Annotated in this window: 24 protein-coding genes, 2 tRNA genes and 1 other RNA gene; 10 read left to right on the top strand and 17 right to left on the bottom strand. The window is 53.1% G+C overall.

The genetic code is table 11. The features are described 5' to 3' along the window. Positions 1–46: 46 nt before the first annotated feature. Together mdoH and mdoG are read right to left on the bottom strand one after the other, a co-directional pair. On the bottom strand, positions 47–2,575 hold the full coding sequence (gene mdoH / locus ELK40_RS08720) for a glucans biosynthesis glucosyltransferase MdoH (RefSeq protein ID WP_115874713.1): 2,529 nt from the start codon (positions 2,573–2,575) through the stop codon (positions 47–49). Continuing rightward, entirely contained in the window at positions 2,568–4,121 is a 1,554-nt protein-coding gene (gene mdoG / locus ELK40_RS08715; protein WP_111966168.1) for a glucans biosynthesis protein MdoG, read from the bottom strand. The genes mdoH and mdoG overlap by 8 nt, the downstream gene beginning before the upstream one ends. 254 nt (positions 4,122–4,375) lie before the next feature. Here mdoG and mdoC point away from each other — a divergent pair, with 254 nt between their 5' ends. Continuing rightward, complete coding sequence (gene mdoC / locus ELK40_RS08705; protein WP_115874712.1) at positions 4,376–5,515, top strand: glucans biosynthesis protein MdoC; 1,140 nt, start codon at positions 4,376–4,378, stop codon at positions 5,513–5,515. Positions 5,516–5,548: 33 nt separating this feature from the next. Here the strand turns inward: mdoC and ymdB are convergent, their stop codons facing one another. The 5 genes from ymdB to csgB all read right to left on the bottom strand — a co-directional run bounded on the left by ymdB (position 5,549) and on the right by csgB (position 8,027). Then, a complete protein-coding gene (gene ymdB, locus ELK40_RS08700; RefSeq protein ID WP_111966170.1) occupies positions 5,549–6,091 on the bottom strand; it encodes an O-acetyl-ADP-ribose deacetylase in 543 nt (180 codons plus the stop codon). 107 nt (positions 6,092–6,198) lie between these two features. Further along, the gene (locus ELK40_RS08695; RefSeq protein ID WP_127730367.1) at positions 6,199–6,519 is read right to left on the bottom strand and encodes a type 1 fimbrial protein; all 321 of its coding nucleotides are present in this window, start codon (positions 6,517–6,519) and stop codon (positions 6,199–6,201) included. A 164-nt stretch (positions 6,520–6,683) separates the two neighbouring features. Beyond that, a complete protein-coding gene (gene csgC, locus ELK40_RS08690) occupies positions 6,684–7,016 on the bottom strand; it encodes a curli assembly chaperone CsgC (protein WP_127730365.1) in 333 nt (110 codons plus the stop codon). Between the two features lie 61 nt (positions 7,017–7,077). Further along, on the bottom strand, positions 7,078–7,530 hold the full coding sequence (gene csgA, locus ELK40_RS08685; RefSeq protein ID WP_008500842.1) for a curli major subunit CsgA: 453 nt from the start codon (positions 7,528–7,530) through the stop codon (positions 7,078–7,080). A gap of 41 nt (positions 7,531–7,571) precedes the next feature. Further along, a complete protein-coding gene (gene csgB / locus ELK40_RS08680) occupies positions 7,572–8,027 on the bottom strand; it encodes a curli minor subunit CsgB (RefSeq protein ID WP_111966173.1) in 456 nt (151 codons plus the stop codon). A 764-nt stretch (positions 8,028–8,791) separates the two neighbouring features. On the opposite strand from csgB, the gene csgD reads away from it, so the two are divergent. From csgD to csgG, 4 genes are read left to right on the top strand one after another with little or no spacing between them, the layout of a single operon-like run. Further along, positions 8,792–9,442: a biofilm master transcriptional regulator CsgD gene (csgD, locus tag ELK40_RS08675; protein WP_127730363.1), complete on the top strand. Its 651-nt coding sequence runs from the start codon at positions 8,792–8,794 to the stop codon at positions 9,440–9,442. A gap of 4 nt (positions 9,443–9,446) precedes the next feature. Then, on the top strand, positions 9,447–9,836 hold the full coding sequence (gene csgE / locus ELK40_RS08670; protein ID WP_008500845.1) for a curli production assembly/transport protein CsgE: 390 nt from the start codon (positions 9,447–9,449) through the stop codon (positions 9,834–9,836). 23 nt (positions 9,837–9,859) lie between these two features. Then, positions 9,860–10,273 carry a curli production assembly/transport protein CsgF gene (gene csgF / locus ELK40_RS08665; RefSeq protein ID WP_023311106.1) on the top strand — a complete coding sequence of 138 codons (414 nt, stop codon included), beginning with the start codon at positions 9,860–9,862 and terminating at the stop codon, positions 10,271–10,273. A gap of 26 nt (positions 10,274–10,299) precedes the next feature. Continuing rightward, positions 10,300–11,133 carry a curli production assembly/transport protein CsgG gene (gene csgG / locus ELK40_RS08660; protein WP_021240792.1) on the top strand — a complete coding sequence of 278 codons (834 nt, stop codon included), beginning with the start codon at positions 10,300–10,302 and terminating at the stop codon, positions 11,131–11,133. A 43-nt stretch (positions 11,134–11,176) separates the two neighbouring features. On the opposite strand, the gene ELK40_RS08655 is transcribed toward csgG, so the two are convergent. The 4 genes from ELK40_RS08655 to ghrA form a co-directional block, all read right to left on the bottom strand. After that, complete coding sequence (locus tag ELK40_RS08655) at positions 11,177–11,659, bottom strand: DUF1097 domain-containing protein (protein ID WP_127730361.1); 483 nt, start codon at positions 11,657–11,659, stop codon at positions 11,177–11,179. Positions 11,660–11,755: 96 nt separating this feature from the next. Beyond that, the gene (locus ELK40_RS08650) at positions 11,756–12,310 is read right to left on the bottom strand and encodes a molecular chaperone (protein ID WP_127730359.1); all 555 of its coding nucleotides are present in this window, start codon (positions 12,308–12,310) and stop codon (positions 11,756–11,758) included. 22 nt (positions 12,311–12,332) lie between these two features. Next, complete coding sequence (locus tag ELK40_RS08645) at positions 12,333–13,070, bottom strand: phosphatase (protein WP_008500850.1); 738 nt, start codon at positions 13,068–13,070, stop codon at positions 12,333–12,335. An 84-nt stretch (positions 13,071–13,154) separates the two neighbouring features. Further along, positions 13,155–14,093, bottom strand: coding sequence for a glyoxylate/hydroxypyruvate reductase GhrA (gene ghrA, locus ELK40_RS08640; RefSeq protein ID WP_115874709.1), 939 nt, complete (start codon positions 14,091–14,093; stop codon positions 13,155–13,157). A gap of 232 nt (positions 14,094–14,325) precedes the next feature. Here ghrA and ELK40_RS08635 point away from each other — a divergent pair. Continuing rightward, a tRNA-Ser gene (locus ELK40_RS08635) sits at positions 14,326–14,413 on the top strand. A gap of 133 nt (positions 14,414–14,546) precedes the next feature. Here ELK40_RS08635 and ELK40_RS08630 read toward each other — a convergent pair. Then, positions 14,547–15,452, bottom strand: coding sequence for a LysR family transcriptional regulator (locus tag ELK40_RS08630; protein WP_127730357.1), 906 nt, complete (start codon positions 15,450–15,452; stop codon positions 14,547–14,549). A 109-nt stretch (positions 15,453–15,561) separates the two neighbouring features. Between ELK40_RS08630 and ELK40_RS08625 the strand changes: the two genes are divergently transcribed. The 3 genes from ELK40_RS08625 (at position 15,562) to ELK40_RS08615 (ending at position 16,919) form a co-directional block, all read left to right on the top strand. Continuing rightward, positions 15,562–16,422, top strand: a complete 861-nt coding sequence (locus ELK40_RS08625; protein ID WP_115874707.1) for a pirin family protein — start codon at positions 15,562–15,564, stop codon at positions 16,420–16,422. A 228-nt stretch (positions 16,423–16,650) separates the two neighbouring features. Further along, positions 16,651–16,738 (top strand) — tRNA-Ser (locus ELK40_RS08620). 44 nt (positions 16,739–16,782) lie between these two features. Beyond that, a non-coding RNA gene (locus ELK40_RS08615) (RtT sRNA) lies at positions 16,783–16,919 on the top strand. Between the two features lie 190 nt (positions 16,920–17,109). Here the strand turns inward: ELK40_RS08615 and phoH are convergent. The 4 genes from phoH to efeU form a co-directional block, all read right to left on the bottom strand. Next, positions 17,110–17,898, bottom strand: coding sequence for a phosphate starvation-inducible protein PhoH (gene phoH, locus ELK40_RS08610; protein ID WP_024908976.1), 789 nt, complete (start codon positions 17,896–17,898; stop codon positions 17,110–17,112). Positions 17,899–18,398: 500 nt separating this feature from the next. Further along, complete coding sequence (gene efeB, locus ELK40_RS08605; RefSeq protein WP_127730355.1) at positions 18,399–19,682, bottom strand: iron uptake transporter deferrochelatase/peroxidase subunit; 1,284 nt, start codon at positions 19,680–19,682, stop codon at positions 18,399–18,401. 5 nt (positions 19,683–19,687) lie between these two features. After that, entirely contained in the window at positions 19,688–20,815 is a 1,128-nt protein-coding gene (gene efeO, locus ELK40_RS08600) for an iron uptake system protein EfeO (protein WP_127730353.1), read from the bottom strand. Positions 20,816–20,856: 41 nt separating this feature from the next. Then, a complete protein-coding gene (gene efeU / locus ELK40_RS08595) occupies positions 20,857–21,690 on the bottom strand; it encodes an iron uptake transporter permease EfeU (RefSeq protein WP_127730351.1) in 834 nt (277 codons plus the stop codon). A 251-nt stretch (positions 21,691–21,941) separates the two neighbouring features. Here efeU and ELK40_RS08585 point away from each other — a divergent pair, with 251 nt between their 5' ends. Further along, positions 21,942–23,126, top strand: a complete 1,185-nt coding sequence (locus ELK40_RS08585; protein WP_127730349.1) for a nucleoside transporter C-terminal domain-containing protein — start codon at positions 21,942–21,944, stop codon at positions 23,124–23,126. 70 nt (positions 23,127–23,196) lie between these two features. On the opposite strand, the gene ELK40_RS08580 is transcribed toward ELK40_RS08585, so the two are convergent. Beyond that, positions 23,197–23,616: a DUF3574 domain-containing protein gene (locus ELK40_RS08580; RefSeq protein WP_127730347.1), complete on the bottom strand. Its 420-nt coding sequence runs from the start codon at positions 23,614–23,616 to the stop codon at positions 23,197–23,199. Positions 23,617–23,649: the final 33 nt, after the last annotated feature.

Here is a 23,649-nt window from a genome sequence, read left to right as displayed (position 1 = left end):
TTTTATTTGGCGGGAGGCGCTTCGCTTACCCGCCCTACTTAACAACTTACTTCGCCTTCAACGCCAGCGGGTTAAGTTTCAGTTCCTTATAGTAGTTTACCCACGAAGAGTATCTCTCCGGAGCGGACCACACGCGGTAGTGAAGACGCGCCATCGTGACCGGGTCGCTCAGCAGGACCAGACGACGGTCGCGGTTGAGTTTTTCCGGAGTCTCGTTAAGCGCCTGCTCAACGTGACGATCGCGGGCAATCTCCAGCACCTGGCTTGCGCGGTGACGCGCCGTCGCCATAGCCGTTGCCAGGGCGTTGAATGACGGGTTAAACACGGCGTGCATGAAGCCGTCATCCAGCGTGCGATTGCGGTTCTGCTCCAGGTAACGATCGGTATCCACCAGCACCTGCGGCGGGGAATACTCTTCCGGGATCAGGAACAGCTTCCAGCGTTTGGTCCGCAGCCCCACCGTCGAACGGCTGGAGATCACGGAGACAAACGGCGACAGGATCAGCGAGAAGACAATCGGCGCCAGCCAGAACAGGAAACGCAGATCCAGCCACGCCATCCCGGCCGCCCACACCAGACCCAGCAGCAGCTGAGAACCATGGCGCATAAAGGCTTCGCTCCACGGCGTGGAGTCGTCATCACGCTGCGGTGAGTTCCAGACCACCTCCCAGCCCAGGAACGCACTGACCACAAACACGGTGTGGAACAGCATACGCACCGGCGCCAGCAGCACGGAGAACAGGACTTCCAGCAGCAGTGAAAGGGTCACGCGGAAGAAACCGCCGTACTCTTTCGAGCCTTTGCACCAGATCAGGATGATGCTGAGCAGCTTAGGCAAGAACAGCAGCACCATGGTCGAGGCAAACAGCGCGATTGCCAGCTCCGGACGCCACTGCGGCCAAACCGGGAACAGCTGCCGCGGTTGGAGGAAGTATTGCGGCTCCGTCAGGGCATGGACGACCTGCAGCGCAGTGGAGAGCGCAAGGAACATAAACCACAGCGGTGCGGAGAGATAAGACATCACGCCAGTCAGGAACACCGCACGGTGAACCGGGTGCATTCCTTTAACAAGGAACAGGCGGAAGTTCATCAGGTTACCATGACACCAGCGGCGGTCACGCTTGAGCTCGTCCAGCAGGTTCGGCGGCAGCTCTTCGTACGATCCCGGCAGGTCGTAGGCAATCCAGACGCCCCAGCCAGCACGGCGCATCAGCGCCGCTTCTACGAAGTCGTGCGACAGAATAGAGCCGGCAAACGAACCCTCGCCCGGCAGCGGCGCCAGCGCACAGTGCTCAATGAAAGGCTTCACGCGGATAATGGCGTTGTGACCCCAGTAGTGCGATTCACCCAGTTGCCAGAAGTGCAGACCTGCCGTAAACAGCGGCCCGTAAACACGGGTGGCGAACTGCTGGCAGCGTGCATAAAGGGTGTCCATTCCGGACGCTTTTGGTGAGGACTGGATAATACCCGCGTTCGGGTTGGCTTCCATCAGACGCACCAGACCGCTCAGGCAATCTCCGCTCATGACGGAGTCAGCATCCAGCACCACCATGTAGCTGTACTGGTTACCCCAGCGACGGCAGAAGTCATCAATGTTACCGCTTTTACGCTTCACACGACGACGACGGCGGCGGTAGAAGATCTGGCCTTCGCCCTGCACTTCCGCAATCAGCTCCATCCAGGCTTTTTGCTCTGCAACGCAGATATCCGGGTTGTAGCTGTCGCTCAGGATGTAAACGTCGAAATGCTCCGCGTTGCCGGTGGCCTTTACGGACTCCCAGGTTGCACGCAGCCCCGCGAATACGCGGTCAACGTCTTCGTTACAGATAGGCATAATCAGCGCGGTACGGTGCTCAGGATTGAGGGGTTCATTCCCGACCGTTGATGCTGAAATGCTGTATTTGTCACGCCCCATCAGCAGCTGCAGGAAGCCCATCAGCGCGGTCCAGAAGCCGGCTGAGACCCAGCAGAAGAGAACCGCGAACAGCAGAAGGATGCCGCTCTGCAGGATGTACGGCAGCAGCTGCATGAAGGAGACCCAGAGATCCTGGCCCATCATGTCCGTAGGGTTTATGAATGCCCAGCCCTGATACGGCAGGATGGTTTTCATATACCAGGTCGCGACGACCGTCTGCGCAAGCGTCAGAAGCAGCAGGATATAGCGACGGATTGTCCCCACGGTACGCCATTTCTGTTCAGACGCCTGCTCTTCTTTCGTCAGGCGTGACAGATAGCGCGGCGTCACATCACGTCCACGCAGGCGATCCCAGAAGCGACCCACCGGGTTGGTGCGCCACGGATCGGGGAACATAGAGGAACGCGTGGCCTTCGGCATCGCCTGAAGCTGATCGCGTCCTTCATCGTCTTTAATCAACTGCCCTTCCGCCAGCGAGTCCGGCCAGGCCTGCTCCAGACGCGCCTTGACTGACCCAAGCGGCGTATCATCATCACGGGAAAACTGACGATGTTCACCATCCAGCGCGGTGTGAACCGCGCGGATGTCGCTCTTAGGCAGTGCCGCTTTTTCGATATCCGTCAGCGGCATGGCATCAATATATTCAGATGTATTATTCATTGGCAGGTAGCTGATAGCTCCAGGTTTCACTCAGCGGCTGATCGTTACTGACCAGCGCAGCACGCATTTCAGTGGTCTGTTTCGGATCTTTCACTTTCACGCGCAGGGTCAGACGCCAGCCTTTGGTTACCGGGTTGTAACGCACGGTATTCTCAACGATTTCACCGTTATCACCGATGCTGGCCTGAGCGGCAACGGCGGTGTCCGGTGCCAGTTTCTTCATATCCTGGCCTGTGAAGTCCACGACAAACGCCACGGTACCGTCAGGCTGACGAATCAGATTAGACTGCTTCACATCACCCGTTGAGCGGCGAGTCTGCATCACATACGCGTTATCCGGCGCATGCAGCTTATCTTCGTCGCGGCTGAAGGTAATGGTGTACTTGAAGTTCATCTCTTTACCGGCTTCCGGCAGCTGATCCGGCGTCCAGTAAGCAACGATGTTATCGTTGGTTTCGTCGTTGGTTGGAATTTCTACCAGCTCGACCTTACCTTTACCCCAGTCACCGTTTGGCGTGACCCAGGCGCTTGGACGCTGGTCATAGCGATCGTCCAAATCTTCAAAACGGGAGAACTGACGACCACGCTGCAGCAGGCCAAAACCTTGTGGGTTTTCCATCGCGAAGCTGCTCACCGCCAGATGTTTCGGGTTATTCAGCGGACGCCAGATCCACTCACCGTTACCGGCATGAATCGACAGACCGTTGGAGTCGTGCAGTTCCGGGCGGAAGTTGGTTGCCGGTGACGGCTGGTTCGGCCCAAACAGGAACATGCTGGTCAGCGGCGCAACGCCCAGTTTGCCCACTTTATCACGCAGGTAAACCTTAGACTGTACGTCAACCACCGTGTCGCGGCCCGGCATAATCACAAAGCGATAGGCCCCGGTCGCACGCGGCGAATCCAGCAGCGCGTAGATAGTCAGACGTTTATCCGTTGGTTTTGGACGTTCAATCCAGAACTCACGGAAACGTGGGAACTCTTCACCTGATGGCAGCGCGGTATCAATAGCCAGTCCGCGCGCAGAAAGCCCGTATACCTGCCCCGCGCCAATCACGCGGAAGTAGCTGGCACCAAGCATGCTGACGATTTCGTCGTTTTTATCTTTGCTGTTGATCGGGTAAAGCACCTTAAAGCCTGCGAAGCCCAGGTCTTTCACCGTATCTTTGTCGTGTTGCACATTGCCAAAATTGAAGTAATCCGGGCTGTATTTGATCTTACGTACCGCTGTTGCCGTCACTTCATTGATGGCAACAGGCGTGTCGAAGTACATACCCTGATGATAAAACTCAAGCTTGAACGGGGTTTTAATATTGCTCCAGTACGCTTTGTCGTGATTGAACTGGATCTGCTGATAGTCCGCATACTTCATGTCGCGGAAAACGGAGGGCAAGTTACTTTTCGGCGCTTCGTAGCTCTTGCCTGCCATCGATTTTGCCTGTTTTGCGACATCGTCGATGTTAAAGGCCAGTGCCGATGAGGTATACAGTGATAACACCACTGCAGCACCCAACCAACGCATTTTCATCATCTGTGGTTTATGTTTCATAATAAGTAAGCACTTCCCCCTTTGTGTGCTTATATCGATCCGATCCATTTTAATGGAAACTCAGGCAATCCGACAACATTATCACTGCTTTGTTCAGCTGCTGGCTCATGGATTAAGCAAATGAAAGAACCCGCTATTCACTTTGCGTGCTTATCCTGGAGACAGGGTGTCGGTCTTGGTGTAGGGTTGGCTTCGAATGTAACCATTATGAGTCTTAGGGATAAGACGAAAAGTCTGAGAATGCACAACGTTATATGAGCACAACACCAACAGAACGTGAATATTTCCTCGACTCGATCAGGGCCTGGCTGATGCTATTGGGGATCCCCTTTCACATTTCACTGATTTACTCCAGCCACACCTGGCACGTGAATAGCCAGATGCCCTCCTGGTGGCTGACGCTGTTTAACGACTTTATTCACGCCTTTCGAATGCAGGTTTTCTTCGTCATATCCGGCTATTTTTCTTACATGCTGTTTCTGCGATACCCGCTTAAGCGATGGTGGAAAGTACGCGTGGAGCGCGTGGGCATCCCGATGCTGACCGCAATTCCGCTGCTGACGCTGCCTCAGTTCATTATGCTGCAATACGTCAAAGGCAAAGCGGAGAACTGGCCGAATCTGACGCTCTATGAAAAGTACAATACGCTGGTCTGGGAGCTGGTGTCTCACCTGTGGTTCCTGCTGGTCCTTGTAGTGCTGACAACGGTAAGTTTGTTGATTTTTAGCCGCCTGCGCCACCATCTGAGTACAAAAGCCGACACCTTCTTCGCCAACGTTACGATGGGCAAACTGTCAGTGCTCTTCTTGCTGTTGGGGATCGCTTATGCCGCCGTGCGACGGACGCTGCTTATCGTTTACCCGCCTATTTTGAGCGACGGGTTATTCAATTTCGTGGTGATGCAGTCACTGTTCTACATTCCGTTCTTTTTAATCGGCGCGCTGGCTTTTATTCATCCAAAGCTTAAATCGCTGTTTGTCACCCCGTCACCGTGGTGCGCGCTGGGGGCAACCTTCGCGTTCGCTGCATATCTGCTGAATCAGCGCTACGGCAGCGGCGACGCCTGGATGTATGAAACGGAAAGCGTGATCACGATGCTGCTGGGCCTGTGGATGGTGAACGTGGTATTCGCGCTGGGCCATCGCTTGCTGAACTTTAAGTCCAGCCGCGTGACTTACTTCGTTAATGCATCACTGTTTATCTATCTGGTGCATCATCCGTTGACGCTTTTCTTCGGGGCTTACATCACACCGCACATCGCCTCCAACACGCTGGGCTTCTTTACCGGGCTGGTTTTTGTGGTAGGGGTGGCGATCGTACTTTACGAAATCCATCTGCGGATCCCGCTCCTGCGTTTCCTCTTTTCAGGAAAACCGCAGGCAAAAGCCTCATAAACCACGCGGCGCACCAGATGCGCCGCGTTTGCTTCAGCTTTCCAGCTCTTGTCTGCGCTGAGTCAGAAGCCGCTGATAAAGATGCGTGGTGTCGTCGTCAAAACAGACAAAAATCACCTTCTCTGGCAACGGTTTTAACGACAGATAGCGGTAAACGGTTTCTACAGCGATCGTTGCGGCTGCTGCCTTAGGATAACCATACACGCCGGTGCTGATAGCCGGGAACGCCATCGTTTTATAACCGTTGTCGGCGGCCAGTCGCAGACAGTTCCGGTAAGCCTCTTCCAGAATACTCGCCTCGTGCCGATCGCCACCGTGCCAGACGGGCCCTACGGCATGAATAACCGCTCTGGCGGGCAGATTGCCCGCCAGCGTAATTACCGCATGACCGGGAGGACATTCGCCCTGCTGTTGCCGCACGGTTTTACAGGCTTCGAGCAGCTGCGGTCCGGCAGCACGGTGAATAGCCCCGTCCACACCGCCTCCCCCCATCAGGGAAGGATTGGCCGCATTGACGATGACGTCGACGTGCATTGTCGTAATATCGCCTTGAATAATTTCAATTTGCGGTTTCATAAAGCCCCTCTGCAATCCGCCTTTTTCTTAAGTGTATCGCAGAGGTGACCGGGAGAAAAAACTATCAGAAAAAATCCTCTTCCACCGCAGGGCGGGGAGAACGCGCATTAGCGATACTGGATTTCAATAACTGCAAGCGTTTTTTCAGGATTAAGGTATTTCATATTGACCGTTGCCAGGTTTGAGTCGCTCACTTTCCCGTTAAGCGCCTCTTCATAGCTGACCATACGCGTTTGCATACGGTTATTATTTGGACATGACATTGCAAATTGTTGCTTCTGCGGAGTGACTTCACAAGGGTCGGCGACGATAGCACCGCGAAAATGTATGACACCGCCGTCAACAACTGTGGCCGAATAAGCCGGGATACTCAAAGCAGAAACGACCAGACCCAGACCTGCTACGAGTCGAGCAAAATAGTTGTTCATTATAGGTACTCCTCAATGAAAATCGTCCATGAGGGGTAAACGCGCTTCATTTATTACGGCAAACGAAGTTTCACGTTACGGAACATAACGACCTGGTCCCTGATATCAGCATAGCTCAACGGCACAGACCCGCCACATTCACAACGCATTGATTTAATACATTTTTATAACGAACGTTCCGCTGGCGACCACTGTTGTGATAAATGAAGCGATTTTCCATCTGTAACGGTGACAACGATTTTTACCGTGTCTCCTGCATTAATATTTAAACTCAGGCGCATTAAATCAATCGTCTGATTAGCGGGTATAAAAAGTGTGTTTTGCTGCCGGGAAGAACTTTGCCCCCCCTGCCCTTCTCGTAAAGAAACAATCTGAACCTGACAATCACACGACTGCGTAAGAGTGACCTGAGGAATAATAGTGGTCATATTTTCCTGCTGCGACGTTTTGAAGGTGATCTGACTGGAAAGCGCGGCCAGGAGAATTAAGGTATTCATGATGAACTCCCGAAAAAAAACAGGGCTGATGCCCTGTTTTTTTGTAGCACAGATTTCAGTATCAGTACTGATGAGCTGTCGCGTGGTTACCAAAACCGATCTGGGTAACGTTGACAGTAGAGTTAGAGGCAGTCTGGTCAACGAGTGCGCCGTTAAAGCCGCCGGACTGGCTGACGTTCATAACAGATTTTTTACTGTTCCACTGATCAAGTGTTGCACTGTTGCCGAATCCTTTCTGGGTCAGGTTGATTTTACTGTCATCAGAACCCTGACCAACGTCAGCGCCGTTACCGCCACCTTTCTGGGTAATATTCAGCACGGAATTTCTGGCGTCTGTCTGAAGAGCAACCGCGGAGTTACCGCCACCGTCCTGATAAATATTCAGGGTTGAATTTGGACCACTGTATCCGCCATGACCATGCCCATGACCCCAGCCGCCCTGATTAATAGAACCCGCCATAGCACTACCAGAAACTACGATTGCTGCAAGCGCTGCCACTTTGAGAAATTTCATGGTAAACCCCCATCGGATTGATTAAAGTCGTCGCGAAAGCGCTAATGTTGAATAACGTTAATCGCCATTTGCGACTGTTTCTGCACTACAACTGCGGTTTTCTGCGTACCGTACTGCGTAATATTTGCTCTATTACCCGACCCTTTCTGGATAATTTTCGCGCTATTACCGTATCCATCTTGCGTAATACCTGCATCATTCGCGTTTCCGCTCTGATCGATCCAGGCTATATTGTAACTCCCTGATTGATCAACTCTCGCTCTGTTGCCTGCCCCATCCTGGGAAACAATGGACAATAGTTTCGAACCTTCCTGGCGAACCTGAGCGTCATTGAAAACACCCTGTTGACCAATAATGGCTGCCTGATTGAGTGATGAAAGACTTAATTCGTTAACCGCAAAGTTATATTCAGCATTTGCTAAATCTGAATTCGCTGCGGTTACAAATCCAGGCGCACCCAGTAATGTAAACATCATAAATAACGATGTGTATTTCATGTTGTCACCCTGGACCTGGTTATTGAATAACTCCATAACCCTATAACAGTGTCACATGTAAAAACGATTCGTATTGTGTTAACGCGTCGTTACGGTGAAGAGTATGTCCGCTGAAACATTTTAAATATCTCACCCGCGCGGCTTATTTTTATTTTTCAGATCACCACAAAGTCGTAATTTACATCAAAAACCACTTTATTCAGGCCAGCTTATATTTTTTATTAAATACATTTTTCGAAAGGGTTGTACAGCAAGACAAAAGCTGTCCACGCCTCCTCCCGGGGTGTTTAAACGTAACGGCATGAGAACATTTTTTCTCAGCATGTGACACGAGGCCTCTTTTCTTAAGCCAGACTGCTGCTCATTCGAGGGCTTAGTAAAAACCTGTAACTCATACTAAATTATTGCTTTATAAAAATAATAAATATTCATTTAAATCATGAGATTAAAAATATTTGTATGATTTTTAAAATCTGTGCAGCTCTATTTATGTGTACAACTTTCTCATCAATTCTCGCCATTCAAAACAACTCAATTTCACAAATTAATATTGATTTTTACATTATGTTACATGTTTAACACTTGCTTTAAACTTCGTAAAAGCTAGATTGAAATTAGATGTACGAAATTGGTTTTATATTTACCTCCCTGTGGAGGTTATGGTCTGATTCTACACACAGCAGTGCAACATCTGTCAGTACTTCTGGTGTCCTCTTTTAAACAGGAGGACAGCTGCCAGGTGCCAAATAAAGTGGGGTTTCATCATGTATAATGAAGTCCATAGTTTACATGGTCATACATTAATGTTGATCACAAAACCTTCTCTGCAAGCGACAGCATTATTACAACATTTAAAGCAATCTTTATCACTGAACGGGAAATTGCATAATATTCAACGTTCTTCTGATGATATTGCACCTGGCAGCATCATTCTTTTCGATATGATGGAAGCGGATAAAAAACTTATCCATTACTGGCAAGATATTTTAAGCAGGAAAAACAACAATATCCGCGTGCTATTGTTGAATACGCCTGATGAATATCCTTTCAGAGATATTGAAAGCTGGCCGCATATCAATGGCGTGTTCTACGTCACAGAAGAAGAAGACCGGGTAGTTGAGGGTCTGCAAGGTATATTGCGCGGAGAGTGTTATTTTTCGCAAAAGCTTGCCAGTTATCTCATCACGCACTCGGGAAATTATCGTTATAACAGCTCAGAGTCAGCACTGCTCACGCACCGTGAGAAAGAGATCCTGAATAAGTTACGCATTGGTGCTTCAAATATTGAAATCGCCCGTTCGTTATTTATCAGCGAAAATACGGTAAAGACGCACCTTTATAATCTTTTCAAGAAGATAGCTGTGAAAAACAGAACTCAGGCTGTTTCGTGGGCAAACGATAACCTCAGGCGTTAATCACATGAAGCGCACGTTGAGTTGGATCGCCGCAGCGAGTTTCCTGCTCGCTGCCGGGAATCTGAAGGCCGTCGAGGTCGAAGTTCCCGGATTGTTAACAGACCACACTGTTTCATCGGTCGGGCACAGTTTTTACCGTGCTTTTAGTGATAAATGGGACAGTACCTATACCGGAAATATAACGATCAACGAGCGGCCCAGTGCACGATGGGGAAGTTGGATAACAATAACGGCTAATCAGTACGTTATTTATCAAACGTTTTTATTCCCCACAAAAATGGACTTCGATAAAAACGTAGCCCTGGCACTGGCACAATCAGAAGACGCTATTAATCGCCTGCAAATAGATAAAGCCCTATTAAGCACCAGCGATTTAGCAAAAGACGAGTTCTAGCGAACCGATATGCGGAGGCTGTCATGCGTATTGCATATGCAGTTGTTTCGATAATGCTGATAACACCCATAAGCTGGGCCGGAAACATGACGTTTCAGTTCCGTAACCCTAACTTTGGCGGTAACCCTAACAACGGCGCGTTCCTGCTGAATGAAGCTCAGGCGCAAAACTCCTATAAGGATCCCAGCTTAAAGGATTTTAGCATTGATACCCCGTCCGCACTGGACAACTTCACTCAAGCTATTCAGTCGCAGATTTTAGGTGGGTTACTGACCAACATTAATACCGGTAAACCCGGCCGGATGGTGACCAACGACTTTATCGTTGATATCGCCAACACTGACGGACAGCTTCAGTTGAACGTGACCGATCGTAAAACCGGAAGAATCTCCACCATTCAGGTTTCCGGTCTACAAAGTAATTCAACTGACTTTTAAACAATAGCTAAATAAGGACAACGATCATGCAGCGCTTCCTGATTTTTGTTGCAGTGTGCTTATTGAGCGGTTGTTTAACTGCTCCACCTAAAGAAGCTGCAAAACCTACATTAATGCCTCGGGCCCAGAGTTATCGTGATTTAACGCATTTACCTGCTCCAACGGGGAAAATATTTGTCTCCGTATACAACATTCAGGATGAAACCGGGCAATTCAAACCTTACCCGGCAAGTAACTTCTCCACGGCCGTGCCGCAAAGCGCAACCGCGATGCTGGTTACCGCGCTCAAGGATTCGCACTGGTTTATTCCCCTGGAACGTCAGGGTCTCCAGAACCTGTTGAATGAACGTAAAATCATTCGTGCAGCACAGGAAAATGGTACCGTCGCGGCCAATAACCGTACGCCTCTGGAATCTCTGGCGGCAGCGAACGTGATGATTGAAGGATCGATTATTGGCTACGAAAGTAACGTTAAATCGGGTGGAGCGGGCGCGCGGTATTTCGGTATCGGCGCGGATACCCAATACCAGCTCGACCAAATTGCCGTTAACCTGCGTGTGGTCAACGTCAGTACAGGCGAAGTGCTCTCTTCGGTGAACACCAGCAAAACCATACTGTCCTATGAAGTTCAGGCAGGGGTATTCCGCTTCATCGATTACCAGCGTTTGCTGGAGGGTGAAATTGGCTACACCTCCAACGAGCCGGTCATGATGTGTCTGATGTCAGCCATTGAAACCGGCGTGATCTTCTTAATCAACGACGGTATTGACCGCGGGCTGTGGGATCTGCAAAACAAAGCAGACGTGCAGAACCCCATACTGGTGAAATACCGCGATATGTCAGTCCCTCCGGAATCCTGACAGGAAGCGCACAAAAAAGGCGAGATGATTATCTCGCCTTTTTTTATTCGCTCACTGCCGTGACGTTTTGCGCTTTTTCCCGCCGCGACGCCAGCCAAAGACCGCTGTTTTTCATGGCATAGCCAAACAGCAACCCCAGCGCCAGGGAGGGGACCACCAGCTTCCAGTCACCCTGCCCTGCAAAGGTCGCACACGCCCCCATAAAGGTTCCAGGAACAAATGAAAGCAGCAGATGCTTAGCCTGGATGCACATTAAAAAGGCAACAACGCCCGTCATCACGTATCCCAGCATCTCCAGATGCGGCGCCAGCGCGCTGCCTTTCATGATCACCAGCGCCCAGATAACACCGCTCATCAGGGTGCAGCCAGAGATAAAGAGCCCTTTGACGCCCCCCTGCGGGCAGGCGAAATAGGCCGTACAGCCAAGGAATCCGGCCCAGCTGAGTAATCCGAGAGACACGGCCACCCATCCCCAAAGTCCGGAGAGAATGCCCGTCGTTATTGCGATACAAAGTAATATGTTCATGGCGCGCATCTTAGCAGAAGCGCACCATAGAAATGCGATCAGAAGCACATTATGTGCAATTTGAAATGAAGAGTTGCAGAGTTTATGTGACCTAGGTCACCCTTCATTCTCTTCTTCGAGCTCATCCCACATCGCCGCGATCGCGTCGCGCGTGAGCGGTGCCAGCGTTCTCCAGAATGGCGAGGTGGCATGCGCTTCAACTTTACCAAGGAATGTTCCGACCCACGGCAGCAGGTACGTTTCGAACAGGGTTTCGATAGCTTCGTTCTCATCATTCCCGGCGTTGTCTTCGATCCAGGAGGCAGCAAGCAGCAGCGTACCGATATGATCCGCCGGCGTATCGCTCAGCGGCATACCGCGGGTGGAGAGGAAAGCGCGGACTTCCGCTTCCGTCGCCCCGTCCTGCCAGGCAGAACGGTATGGCGAAACGCGGCACTCATCGCCGACGAACAGCGCATTGTAGTCCGTCGCAATCTGCTGCATATCGCAGCTTTTTTGCAGACGTTCCAGTAAATCATCCTGTTCCAGCGGCCAGTTCTGCGCCAGTTTACCTTCACGAATCAACGTAAAAAGCGGAACCAACAGCGGGTCTTGCGGCTGGCGATAATAGAGCGTACCCAGCACGCGGCAGAGGATGGAAAACTCGTTCATTTTTTATGATTCCATAACACAATTAAAGATCGGCAAATTCGGCAATCGGCTCCATTCCGCGGGACTCAAGGAAATCGAGCATGCGGCGTGGGGTCACGTTCAGGATTTGCGCTTCCGGGAAGTTAACATCATTCAGCACTTTCAGGCACTCGCTGAAATCACCCAGCGTAAACGCGGTATGAGAATCTGAGCCCAACGCCACCATGCCGCCCGCATCGCGGACGGCGGCCGCCACTTCGCGACAGTTGGCTTCACTGCCCTTACGCGAGTGAACAAAAGAGGAGTTATTAATCTCCAGCGCCACGCGGTGCTTCGCTGCCGCCTGCGCGACAGCCTGAATATCAATCGGATATTTTGGGTTACCGGGATGACTGATAATGTGCACATTGCCGCTGGCAATGGTGGCAATCATCGCCGCGGTATTGGTCTCTTTATCCTGAGGAGCAAAAACCGGCTCATGGAAGCCGGCGAGGATAAGGTCAAGAGACGTCAGCATCGGTCCGGTGCAGTCGATCTCACCGTCGGTATTTTTGATGTTTGCCTCAATGCCGCGCAGTATCCCAATGCCGTCCACCAGACGTGGCCAGATCCGCATATTCACAAAATGCCAGTAGTGCGGCGCATCCGCCATATCCGGGCCATGATCGGTGATCGCGAACAGCTTGATGCCTTTAAGCTTCGCCTGGGCGATATAATCATGGAGGTTGCTATAAGCGTGGGTACTGGCGACGGTGTGCATATGCAGGTCAACGGGATACATCTCTCTCTCCTCTGCGGTTTTTCCAAAGGATAGCAGTTATCAGCGGCGAATATTAGCAAAAACCCGGCGAACGCCGGGTTTATCTCAGTAGCCGCGCTGTCTGTCGACCTGGCCGGTGACCGGGTTACCCTTTTCCATTTCGCTGATGGTATGTGATATATACGCCACCGCTTCTGCCGGACGCGTCACGGCGGCCACGTGAGGGGTCATCGCGACTCGCGGGTGCGCCCAAAGCGGGCTTTCCGCGGGTAGCGGCTCACGGCTATAGACATCCAGCATGGCGCCTTTTAGCTTTCCGCTGTCCAGCGCCTTCAGCAGATCGGGCTCGACCAGATGCACCCCGCGCGCCAGGTTCATCAGGTAGCTCCGATCGACGAGCTGATTGAGCAACGCTTCATTAATGATACCGACCGTTTCCGCCGTATTGGGCAGCAGGTTGATGAGCACGCGCGTCCCGTTCAGAAAGGCCGGGAGTTCATCCGTCCCGGCAAAGCTCTCTACGCCCGGATAATCTTTGCGGCTGCGACTCCAGCAGCGCAGCGGAAAGCCCCACGGAGCAAGGGCTTCAGCCACTTTTGAGCCAAGCACGCCCGCGCCGAGGATGCCGATGGTAAAGTCTTCACGACGATAATCCGGCAGCGGCTCCCAGCGGGCCTGCTGTTTAAATGCCTGATAGTCATCAAAGCGGCGGAACCAGTGCAGAACCTGGCTCACGGCATATTCCTGCATCTGCTGGCCCATTCCGGTATCTTCCAGGCGGAACAGTGGAACGTCTTCCGGCAGCATTTCAGGGTGTGCCTTAAGTTTGCTCAGAATGGAATCCACGCCGGCTCCCAGGGCAAAAACGGCCTTCAGCTTGCGGCCCTGGAGCATTTCTACCGGAGGATGCCAGACCAGCGCATAGTCAGCATGTTCATTATCGCCGCGCTTCCACTCGCGTACGCGTGCGCCGGGCAGCGCCGCCGAAAGTGCGTCAATCCAGTAAGCGTTATCAAATGTAGGGTGATAGAAGAGAATATCCATGGTCATTCCTGCCTTTTATTGCGCTGTTTTGCTTTCATTTTCAAGTGGATTGTCAGCATAACAAATTTATCAGGAAACCGCGTTGCTGATAAAAGAGGCATTTTATGCACATTTAAGAATCATGTTGCCTGAAGTTTGTCTAAACGCGCTAAATTACTGAAAAAGTGAGTTGACGGCAGTTCGGCTTTTCCTTACATTAGCGCCCGTCCCGTCAACAACGGGATGACAATATGGTGAGGTGTCCGAGTGGCTGAAGGAGCACGCCTGGAAAGTGTGTATACGGCAACGTATCGGGGGTTCGAATCCCCCCCTCACCGCCATATTTAAAGAAGAGCTCGCATGAAAATGCGGGCTTTTTTTCGCATATTGTACGCATGCAGGGGGGATTCGAACCTTGTGGCTCTGTGCGAAACTCATGTCGGGTAGCGCTGCGCTTACCCGACCTACAGAAAACTAGTCTTCCACCATCTTCGCATACTCTTCGGTCAGAAAATCCACCAGCGCCCTAACGGAGGGCAGCAAACCGCGTCTTGAAGGATAAACGGCGTGAATCACTTCCCGTCTGGGTTCCCATGCCTCAAGCACCCGGACCAGCTCACCGGACGCAAGCTGCTCCTTCACCATCAAAATCGGCAACTGCACCACGCCAATGCCTGCCATGGCGGCTTCACGCAGCGCGAGCATATCCGTACTGATCAAACGGGGATGGTAATGGATCTCCGCTTTCGCCCCGTCGGGTCCGGAAAGTGCCCACTTATGGTTGTGCTTTCCCTCTCCCATACTTAATCCAGGCCAGGCGCTGAGTTCAGACGGCATTGACGGTTCCCCCAGACGGGCAATCAACGCCGGGCTTGCCACCAGGCAATGCCCCCTGTCAGCCAGCACCCTTAGCACCAGGTCACTGTCATCAAACGGACGCGGGCGTACGCGGATCGCGATATCCACGCCCTCTCCCACCAGATCTACCCGCCGGTTAGTCGCCTCAAGCTGAAGATTGATCCCGGGGTAGCGCGCCATAAATCTTGCCAGCATCGGACCAACGTGGACATGCAGTAAGGTTATCGGGCACGTGATCCTGACGATACCGCGCGGTTCGGCCTGCAGTGCCGCCACGGCTTCCTCGGCAGCCTCGGCCTCCACCATCATCGCTTTGCAGTGCTGATAGAACGTCTGGCCGACCTCGGTCACCGTAAAATGCCGGGTTGTTCTATGGATGAGCCGTACGCCAAGCCGCTCTTCCAGCTGCGCAATCCGGCGGCTTAGCCTGGACTTTGGCAGGTCAAGCGCCCTTCCCGCCGCAGCAAAGCCACCGTAGTCCACCACCTTCACAAACCAGACAAAGTCATTGAGATCCTGCATAAAACCTCATCGTTCTATTTTCAGAACAGTGAATGCCATTTTCACTATCTACCGGGATATTGACCCTGAATATAAGCTAATTACATCAACAGAACATCAGGAGTTAATCATGAAAAACGTAACAGGCGTTTATACCGCTCCCCGCCAGCACTGGGTTGGAGATGGTTTCCCGGTCCGTTCAATGTTTTCTTATCAGACGCACGGCGAGCCGCTCAGCCCGTTCCTGCTGCTGGACTACGCGGGCCCGTATACCTTTCCTGCTGATGGTGCGAAACGCGGCGTAGGCCAACACCCTCACCGGGGTTTTGAAACGGTCACTATCGTCTATGCCGGTGAAGTGGAGCATCGCGACTCCACGGGTAAAGGCGGCGTCATTGGCCCTGGCGACGTGCAGTGGATGACCGCAGGGGCAGGCATTTTGCACGAGGAGTTCCACTCCAGCGCGTTCTCGCAGAAAGGCGGGGAACTGAAAATGATGCAGCTTTGGGTCAATCTGCCGGCGAAAGACAAGATGGCGGCACCGGGCTACCAGAGCATCACGAAAGCCGACATCCCGGTGGTGACGCTGCCGGATAACAGCGGTTCGCTGCGAGTTATTGCCGGTCGCTACGACACGGTGACCGGCCCGGCGCACACCTTCTCGCCGCTTAACGTCTGGGACATCGCTCTGAACCAGGGAAGCCATCTGACGCTCAATCAGCCTGAAGGCTGGAGCACGGCGCTGGTCGTGCTTGAAGGCAGCATCACGGTGAACGGTGCAACTCAGGCGGGTGAAGCCCAGCTGGTCGTATTGAGTCAGGAAGGTGACAAACTGCACCTGGAGGCGAACAGCGATGCAAAAGTGCTGCTGATGGCCGGCGAGCCGCTGAATGAACCGATCGTGGGCTATGGCCCGTTTGTGATGAACACTAAGAGTGAAATCAACGAAGCCATTCGTGATTTCAATTCCGGCCGCTTCGGCCAGATCTGAACGTAATAAAGGAGGACCGCCTCTGTGATCTCCAAGATCCAGCGCCCCCTTGAACCGTCAAGTTCTCGATTCACAGCGTTATCCCCTGCTCCACGGCGTAAAAACCGTGGAGCTGATTATTGCTTAACCGAACAGGTACTAAAGCTGAAAATCTGCTTGACCGTGTCAGCGCAACTCCCTATAGTAGCGCCCCGTTGCCCCCCAAGCGGTCAGGCAGCAAAACAATATGGTGAGGTGTCCGAGTGGCTGAAGGAGCACGCCTGGAAAGTGTGTATACGGCAACGTATCGGGGGTTCGAATCCCCCCCTCACCGCCATATTTGAGATGAGAGCTCGTACGAAAGTACGGGCTTTTTTCTTTTATATTCTCCGAAAAGGGGGGATGAGAATCCCCGACCGGGGTTCGACAACTGGCGCAGCCAGTTGGACAGACCGTGAGCGCAGCGAACAGGCTGCCCGCAGGGCGAGCAAAGCGAGTCAATCCCCCCCTCACCGCCATATTTAAGATGAGAGCTCGTACGAAAGTACGGGCTTTTTTCTTTTATATTCTCCGAAAAGGGGGGATGAGAATCCCCGACCGGGGTTCGACAACTGGCGCAGCCAGTTGGACAGACCGTGAGCGCAGCGAACAGGCTGCCCGCACAAAAAACAAAGCCCGGTTTCCCGGGCCTTGAACGCAACAGCAAACTCAGTAATACGCTTGCAGCGTGCGCTGGCAGAGCGCCGATCGCACGCAGTCCTCTTTGGTGAAACGTACCACCCCAATCATCTCATCTTCCTCAAAACGTGACATGGCGTCGCTCAGCCCGGACTTTACGCCGGACGGCAGGTCACACTGGGTAATATCGCCGTTAACGATAACCGTCACGTTCTCCCCGAGGCGCGTTAAAAACATCTTCATTTGCGCAGCGGTCACGTTCTGAGCCTCGTCAAGAATGACGACCGCATTTTCAAATGTACGTCCGCGCATATAGGCGAACGGCGCGATTTCCACCTTGCCAATCTCTGGCCGCAGGCAGTACTGCATGAAGGATGCACCCAGCCGCTTCACCAGCACGTCATAGACGGGCCTGAAGTACGGGGCAAACTTCTCCGAAATATCACCGGGCAAGAAGCCGAGATCTTCATCAGCCTGCAGTACCGGACGGGTAACAATGATTCTTTCCACGTCCTTATGGATCAGCGCTTCCGCCGCTTTGGCTGCACTGATCCAGGTTTTCCCGCATCCGGCTTCACCGGTTGCAAAGATGAGCTGTTTACTCTCGATAGCATTCAGGTAGTGCGCCTGAGCCTCATTTCGCGCCACAATTGGAGAATTATCACGGCTGTCTCGGGCCATGCCAATTGCTTCTACGCCACTCATCTGCACAAGCGAGGTGACCGATTCTTCTTCACGCTGTTTATGGCTACGTGAATCCCGTCTCAGCACACGTTTTGCTTCGCGACGAGCTTTGATCACTGCTTTTTGTCTTCCCATGGATAGCACCTTGAGTTGTTGGTATTCATCACACGCGCCAGCGTCGGCACGATTATGCGCACGAACATCAGAGGGTTGGCTTCCTTGTAAGCCATTGCTTGCACTATCGGATGACGATACGGAACAGCTACGCGCACCGTTCTGCACGTCGGTCGAATCAGATTCTTGAGGGAGGGGGGAAAATTTAGTGGTGAGGAAATCGCTGCCGGAGTCTGAGCCTCCGCGCCGGGTGCTGCGGTTGTTATGTTTACCTTGTCCAGTACAGGACGCAACCATTCGCGATCTCCATAGTGATTCAGCATCACTGCCGGGAACTACCGCTGTCTTATCTTAAGTACATCAGGAGTTATCATAAATGCAACATTTATTTTACCTGAATGCAACTTTTAGGACTGTCCCTACAGTTGAAATCAGTCTCATATAGAAATATTACAGAAATATAACAGGAGGATAGTCATATGAAAAAATAATGTCCCTGCGAATCGTCGCAGGGACAATTATCAGGCTTCAATAAGACTCTGAGCGAGATACGCGCTGCTGTCGCGCACGCCCGGCAGGGCAAAGAAATAGCCTCCGCCGATAGGTTTAATGTACTCTTCCAGCGCCTCTCCGTTTAAGCGCTTCTGCACGGTGAGGAAGCCTTTTTCCAGATCGTGCTGGTAGCAGACGAACAGCAGCCCCATATCGAGCTGACCGGAGTTAGTCACGCCGAGCGAGTAGCTGTATCCCCGACGCATCATCAGGCTGGACTGCGTCTCTTTGGTGCGCGGATTGGCCAGACGAATGTGGCTGTCCAGCGCAATCACATCGCCATTCGGATCGCTGGCGTAGTCGGGCACGTCATGCTCGTTCTTCATGCCGAGCGGCGCGCCGCTTTGCTTATCGCGGCCGAAGATCGTCTGCTGCTCTTTGAGCGGCGTGCGGTCCCAGAACTCCACGTGGAACTGGATAATCCTCACCGCCTGGTAGCTGCCGCCCACCGCCCATGCCGGTTCGCCCTGATCGGCAGTGACCCACACCACCTCCTTCATGAGCGCACCATCGTGGCTGTCCGGGTTGGCCGTGCCGTCCTTGAAGCCCAGCAGGTTCACCGGGGTCTCTTTCCCCTTGCTGCGGGCGGCGTGGTCCGAGATAAACCCTTCCCGCTTCCAGCGCACGCTCAGCAGATCCGGCGTGTGCTTGATGATGTCGCGCAGGGCGTGGATCACCGTATCCTGGGTGTTGGCACAAATTTGCAGAAGCAGGTCGCCATGACACAGCGCAGCGTCCAACGAGTCATTCGGGAAACGCGTCATTTTCTGCAGCGCTTTCGGCTTCTGTTTTGCCAGCCCATAGCGTGTATCAAACAGCGATTCCCCCAGCGAAACGGTAATGGTCAGGTTGTCAGGGGCGATAAACGGCCCCAGAATGCCGGAGTCCATTGGCGGCAGACGCGGGTTCGGCGTATCGGGCGCCGGTCCACCGGCGGTGAGAAACGCAATGCGCTTCGTCAGCAGGCGGAACAGACGTTCCAGATCGGCTTTATCGCTGGCCAGCGAATCAAAGGCCACCAGCATCATCGACGCCTGCTGCGGCGTCAGGATGCCCGCCTGATGCTCGCCATAAAACGGCTGCGTCTCCATGCGGGCATTGGGTGACAGCGTGCCGGGCGCGCTTTGCGGTTTTGCCGCATGCGCTACCGGACACCCGCCAGCCAGAGCAAGCGCGCCCCCCAGCGCCCCTACCCCTTTTAACAACCGACGACGTGAAGGCTCAACCACGTCGTTCTCGCTATGCTTATTCATCGTGCTTAGTCCAGACCCAGTACGCCACGCAGCAGGGAGAGATCTTCCGCCAGGGCGGTAATCGGGCCTTTCAGCGCGTTACGGTCGGCGTCGGTCAGCTTGTCGTAGGTCTCAAACCCGTCTTTGGTGCGGTACTTCGCCAGAATAGTGTCGACTTTTTTGAAGTTGGCATCCACCTTGCCCAGCAGCTCGCCGTTCTCTTTCTGCAGCTGAGGACGCAGCAGGTTAACGATTTTCTGCGCGCCGTCGACGTTGGCCTGGAAGTCCCACAGGTCGGTATGGCTGTAGCGATCTTCTTCGCCGCTGATTTTGCTCGCGGCTACTTCTTCAATCAGGCCAGCCGCGCCGCCCACCACTTTTGACGGCGGGAAGGCCAGCTCGCTGATGCGCTTTTGCAGCTCCAGCACGTCGCCGTTCAGCTGCTCAGCGTATTTCTCCATCCCTTTGGTGGAATTGTCGCCAAACAGGGCTTTCTCCAGACGGTGGAAACCGGTGAATTTCGGATCGGCGGCCTTTTGCTCGAAATCATCTTCGCGGGCGTCGATGCTGCCATCAAGGTCAGAGAACAGCTCGGCGATCGGCTCGATACGCTCGTAGTGCTGACGGGTTGGCGCATAGAAGGATTTCGCTTTTTCGATGTCACCGGCCTTCACCGCATCGGTAAAGGCTTTGGTTGCCGCCGCCAGGTCCGCCGTCTCTTTCGTGACATAGGCTTTATACGCGGTAATCGCGTCGCCCAGGCTCAGCACCGCAGCGCCTTTTGCCGCATCGGCCGTTGCTTCACCTTTGACGATGAGCTTGCCTTTCGGGTTGGTCAGCAGGCCGCAGGTCATCTCATACTCGCCCGGCTGCAGGTTGGCGGTCATCTTCTGGCTGAAGCCAGGGGCGATGTTTTCGCGCTCCTCCACCACCAGAACCCCTTTAAGGATCTCCCATTCCAGCGCCTTCTGGCTGTGGTTCTGAATAATAAACTGGGTTTTGCCGCTGTTCACCGTGAGGGTCATCGGCTCACACTGCTTATCATTAACGGTGACTTTAACCTGAGGAACATCCGCGCCCCAGGCGGAGAATGCAGAAGCGAACAGCGCGGCAATGCCTGCGCATAACGCACTACGACGGAACTGAATTGCCATGACTCTTCCCTTTAAAAAGTATGTTGTAACTAAATCAACTATTATGGCGTAACGCGAGACGCCTGCGTGCCGGTACGCGGCGGCATTGCGAACAGCACCAGCGCCGGAACCAGATAGATAAAGTAAATCGCCACTTCGCTGACGCTCGGCGTTTCCTGATAGCCGAAGATACCTTCGAGCAGAGTGCCGGTCAGAGAGTGCGTGGAGAGCATGTTGCTAAGGTCGAACGCGACGTCCTGGAAGTGGTTCCACAGGCCCGCTTCATGGAAGGCGCGAATCGCCCCTGCCGCCAGCCCTGCCGCCACCAGCAGAATAAACAGGCTGGTCCACTTGAAGAAAGCGCCCAGGTTCAGGCGGATACCGCCCCAGTACAGCAGGAAACCAAGCACCACGGCCGTGGCGAGACCCAGCATGGCCCCAAGCGGCGGCCAGATCCCCACATCCTGCTGAAACGCCGCCAGCAGGAAGAAAACAGACTCCAGGCCTTCACGCGCGACGGCGAAAAAGACCATCATAATGAGCGCCCAGCCGTGGTTGTTCCCCTTCTGCAGGGCATTGTCCACCGCCTGCTCCAGCTGCACCTTCACGTTACGTGAGACTTTACGCATCCAGAACACCATCCAGGTGAGAATCACCACCGCAATCACGGCGACGATCCCTTCGAACAGCTCCTGCTCTTTCTGCGGGAACTCGCCGGTGGTTTCGTTGATGAGGACACCTAAGCCCAGGCAGAGCGCCGCGGCAAGGAATACCCCGACCCACATGACGCCAATCCAGCGTCCGCGCTGGGTTCGCTTCAGATAACTGGCGATGAGGCTCACGATAAGGGCGGCTTCGAGCCCTTCACGTAACATAATGAGAAATGGAACAAACATGCCGACACCTTAAATGTTTATCGCGGTCAACTGATGCAAAGAAAGGTAAATTCTTGTGATAGTGATTATCATTACGGCAGAAAGAAACACAAGCGAAATATGTGGTGTTTTGATGACGAGTTGTAAACGCAGAGCCTGATAATAGTTACATACGTAACGGTCAAGTTTATAAGTTATAACGAAAATGCCCATTTACGCTGATTCAGGGCTGTGGCTAAATATCCGCCTCAAACACCTGGTGAAAATAAATTATGTTTAAAATTGTCCATTTCCTGCTGGCGCTGGTTATTATTCTCGCGCTTGCCTGGCTGGTAAGTTTCGACCGCCGAAAAATTCGCATTCGTTTTGTTTTACAGCTGATTGTCATTGAAATTGCCCTGGCGTTCTTTTTCCTGCACGCCGAAAGCGGGTTATTCCTGATTAAATACGTCTCGGGATTTTTTGAGTCACTGCTCAAATTTGCCGGCGAAGGCACCAATTTCGTCTTTGGCGGTATGGGTGAAAAAGGGCTGGCGTTCATTTTCCTCGGCGTGCTTTGCCCAATTATTTTTATTTCCGCGCTGATTGGTATTCTTCAGCACTGGCGGATCCTGCCGATTTTTATTCGGGTGATCGGTACGCTGCTGTCGAAACTGAACGGCATGGGTAAGCTGGAATCCTTTAACGCGGTTAGCTCGCTGATTCTCGGCCAGTCGGAAAACTTCATTGCCTACAAAGGCGTGCTGGGGGATCTCTCTTCCCGTCGTCTCTTCACCATGGCAGCCACGGCGATGTCGACGGTCTCCCTGTCGATTGTCGGCGCGTATATGACCATGCTCGACGCCAAATTTGTCGTCGCCGCGCTGATTCTGAACATGTTTAGCACCTTTATTATTCTTTCGGTCATCAACCCGGCACGCCCGGAAGCGGAGCCGGATATCAAGCTGGAAAAACTGCATGAATCGCAGAGCTTCTTCGAAATGCTCGGCGAGTATATTCTGGCCGGTTTTAAAGTGGCGATGATTATTCTGGCCATGCTGATTGGCTTTATCGCGCTTATTAGCGCCGTTAATGCCCTCTTCTCCAGCGTATTTGGCATGAGTTTCCAGCAGATCCTGGGCTATGTATTTTATCCCCTGGCGTGGCTGGTGGGTATTCCGCTGGGTGACGCCCTGAACGCGGGCAGTATTATGGCGACCAAGCTGGTGGCGAATGAATTTGTGGCGATGATTGAGCTGCAAAAAATCGCTCATCAAATGTCCCCGCGCGGGCTGGGGATTTTATCCGTCTTCCTGGTGTCGTTCGCGAACTTCGCATCCATCGGCATTGTGGCCGGAGCGATTAAGGGTCTTAACGAGCAGCAGGGGAACGTGGTGTCGCGTTTCGGTCTGCGTCTGGTGTATGGAGCAACGCTGGTAAGTTTGCTATCGGCGAGCTTTGCGGGGTTGGTGCTCTGATGCAATGCCGGGTGGCGCGCAGCGATCCCGGCCTACAAAACAACAACGGCGGGAATTCCCGCCGTTTTCATTAAAACTGCACGCACACCGGCTGGTCGACACGCATCACCGACTCCTGCGCGAAGCGTGTCTTATAAATTCCGCGCAACGCTTCGATGTTCTTCTCGCTCTGCGCATCTTTTCCATGTATCAGCATCAGCGCCTTGCTCGGCTCGCGCGCCACTTTCCCGTCGTTCCCCAGCCATTGCCCGCGCGCATCAAACACCGTTAAGCCATCGCGAAAGCGCGGCGTCACGTCCTGGTCAACAAACTGCTGCCACTCGTTGCTGGTTATCTGGGCCCCGGCAGGACGATTTAAGCCGAAATAGAGCGTGGTTTGCTGCATCTGGTTATCCGCTTTGCAGGTCTCCACCGCAGCGTGCTGCGATGGCGCGTTGCAGCCAGCCAGCATCAATAATGCCGCCGCCATTAACCCTGTTTTGATTGTCATGCTTCGCTATCCTCATTGTTATAAGCACATGGA

Origin of the sequence: Enterobacter sp. N18-03635, assembly GCF_004006055.1 — a bacterium.
GTDB classification, from domain to species: domain Bacteria; phylum Pseudomonadota; class Gammaproteobacteria; order Enterobacterales; family Enterobacteriaceae; genus Enterobacter; species Enterobacter vonholyi.
The sequence above is the reverse complement of the archived record's forward strand: the minus strand, read 5'-3'. Positions and strand labels throughout refer to the sequence as shown.

Coding starts and splice junctions, on each gene's coding strand:
- mdoH (WP_115874713.1), bottom strand. CDS start 2,575: ATGAATAATACATCTGAATATATTGATGCCATGCCGCTGACGGATATC.
- mdoG (WP_111966168.1), bottom strand. CDS start 4,121: ATGAAACATAAACCACAGATGATGAAAATGCGTTGGTTGGGTGCTGCA.
- mdoC (WP_115874712.1), top strand. CDS start 4,376: ATGAGCACAACACCAACAGAACGTGAATATTTCCTCGACTCGATCAGG.
- ymdB (WP_111966170.1), bottom strand. CDS start 6,091: ATGAAACCGCAAATTGAAATTATTCAAGGCGATATTACGACAATGCAC.
- ELK40_RS08695 (WP_127730367.1), bottom strand. CDS start 6,519: ATGAACAACTATTTTGCTCGACTCGTAGCAGGTCTGGGTCTGGTCGTT.
- csgC (WP_127730365.1), bottom strand. CDS start 7,016: ATGAATACCTTAATTCTCCTGGCCGCGCTTTCCAGTCAGATCACCTTC.
- csgA (WP_008500842.1), bottom strand. CDS start 7,530: ATGAAATTTCTCAAAGTGGCAGCGCTTGCAGCAATCGTAGTTTCTGGT.
- csgB (WP_111966173.1), bottom strand. CDS start 8,027: ATGAAATACACATCGTTATTTATGATGTTTACATTACTGGGTGCGCCT.
- csgD (WP_127730363.1), top strand. CDS start 8,792: ATGTATAATGAAGTCCATAGTTTACATGGTCATACATTAATGTTGATC.
- csgE (WP_008500845.1), top strand. CDS start 9,447: ATGAAGCGCACGTTGAGTTGGATCGCCGCAGCGAGTTTCCTGCTCGCT.
- csgF (WP_023311106.1), top strand. CDS start 9,860: ATGCGTATTGCATATGCAGTTGTTTCGATAATGCTGATAACACCCATA.
- csgG (WP_021240792.1), top strand. CDS start 10,300: ATGCAGCGCTTCCTGATTTTTGTTGCAGTGTGCTTATTGAGCGGTTGT.
- ELK40_RS08655 (WP_127730361.1), bottom strand. CDS start 11,659: ATGAACATATTACTTTGTATCGCAATAACGACGGGCATTCTCTCCGGA.
- ELK40_RS08650 (WP_127730359.1), bottom strand. CDS start 12,310: ATGAACGAGTTTTCCATCCTCTGCCGCGTGCTGGGTACGCTCTATTAT.
- ELK40_RS08645 (WP_008500850.1), bottom strand. CDS start 13,070: ATGTATCCCGTTGACCTGCATATGCACACCGTCGCCAGTACCCACGCT.
- ghrA (WP_115874709.1), bottom strand. CDS start 14,093: ATGGATATTCTCTTCTATCACCCTACATTTGATAACGCTTACTGGATT.
- ELK40_RS08630 (WP_127730357.1), bottom strand. CDS start 15,452: ATGCAGGATCTCAATGACTTTGTCTGGTTTGTGAAGGTGGTGGACTAC.
- ELK40_RS08625 (WP_115874707.1), top strand. CDS start 15,562: ATGAAAAACGTAACAGGCGTTTATACCGCTCCCCGCCAGCACTGGGTT.
- phoH (WP_024908976.1), bottom strand. CDS start 17,898: ATGGGAAGACAAAAAGCAGTGATCAAAGCTCGTCGCGAAGCAAAACGT.
- efeB (WP_127730355.1), bottom strand. CDS start 19,682: ATGAATAAGCATAGCGAGAACGACGTGGTTGAGCCTTCACGTCGTCGG.
- efeO (WP_127730353.1), bottom strand. CDS start 20,815: ATGGCAATTCAGTTCCGTCGTAGTGCGTTATGCGCAGGCATTGCCGCG.
- efeU (WP_127730351.1), bottom strand. CDS start 21,690: ATGTTTGTTCCATTTCTCATTATGTTACGTGAAGGGCTCGAAGCCGCC.
- ELK40_RS08585 (WP_127730349.1), top strand. CDS start 21,942: ATGTTTAAAATTGTCCATTTCCTGCTGGCGCTGGTTATTATTCTCGCG.
- ELK40_RS08580 (WP_127730347.1), bottom strand. CDS start 23,616: ATGACAATCAAAACAGGGTTAATGGCGGCGGCATTATTGATGCTGGCT.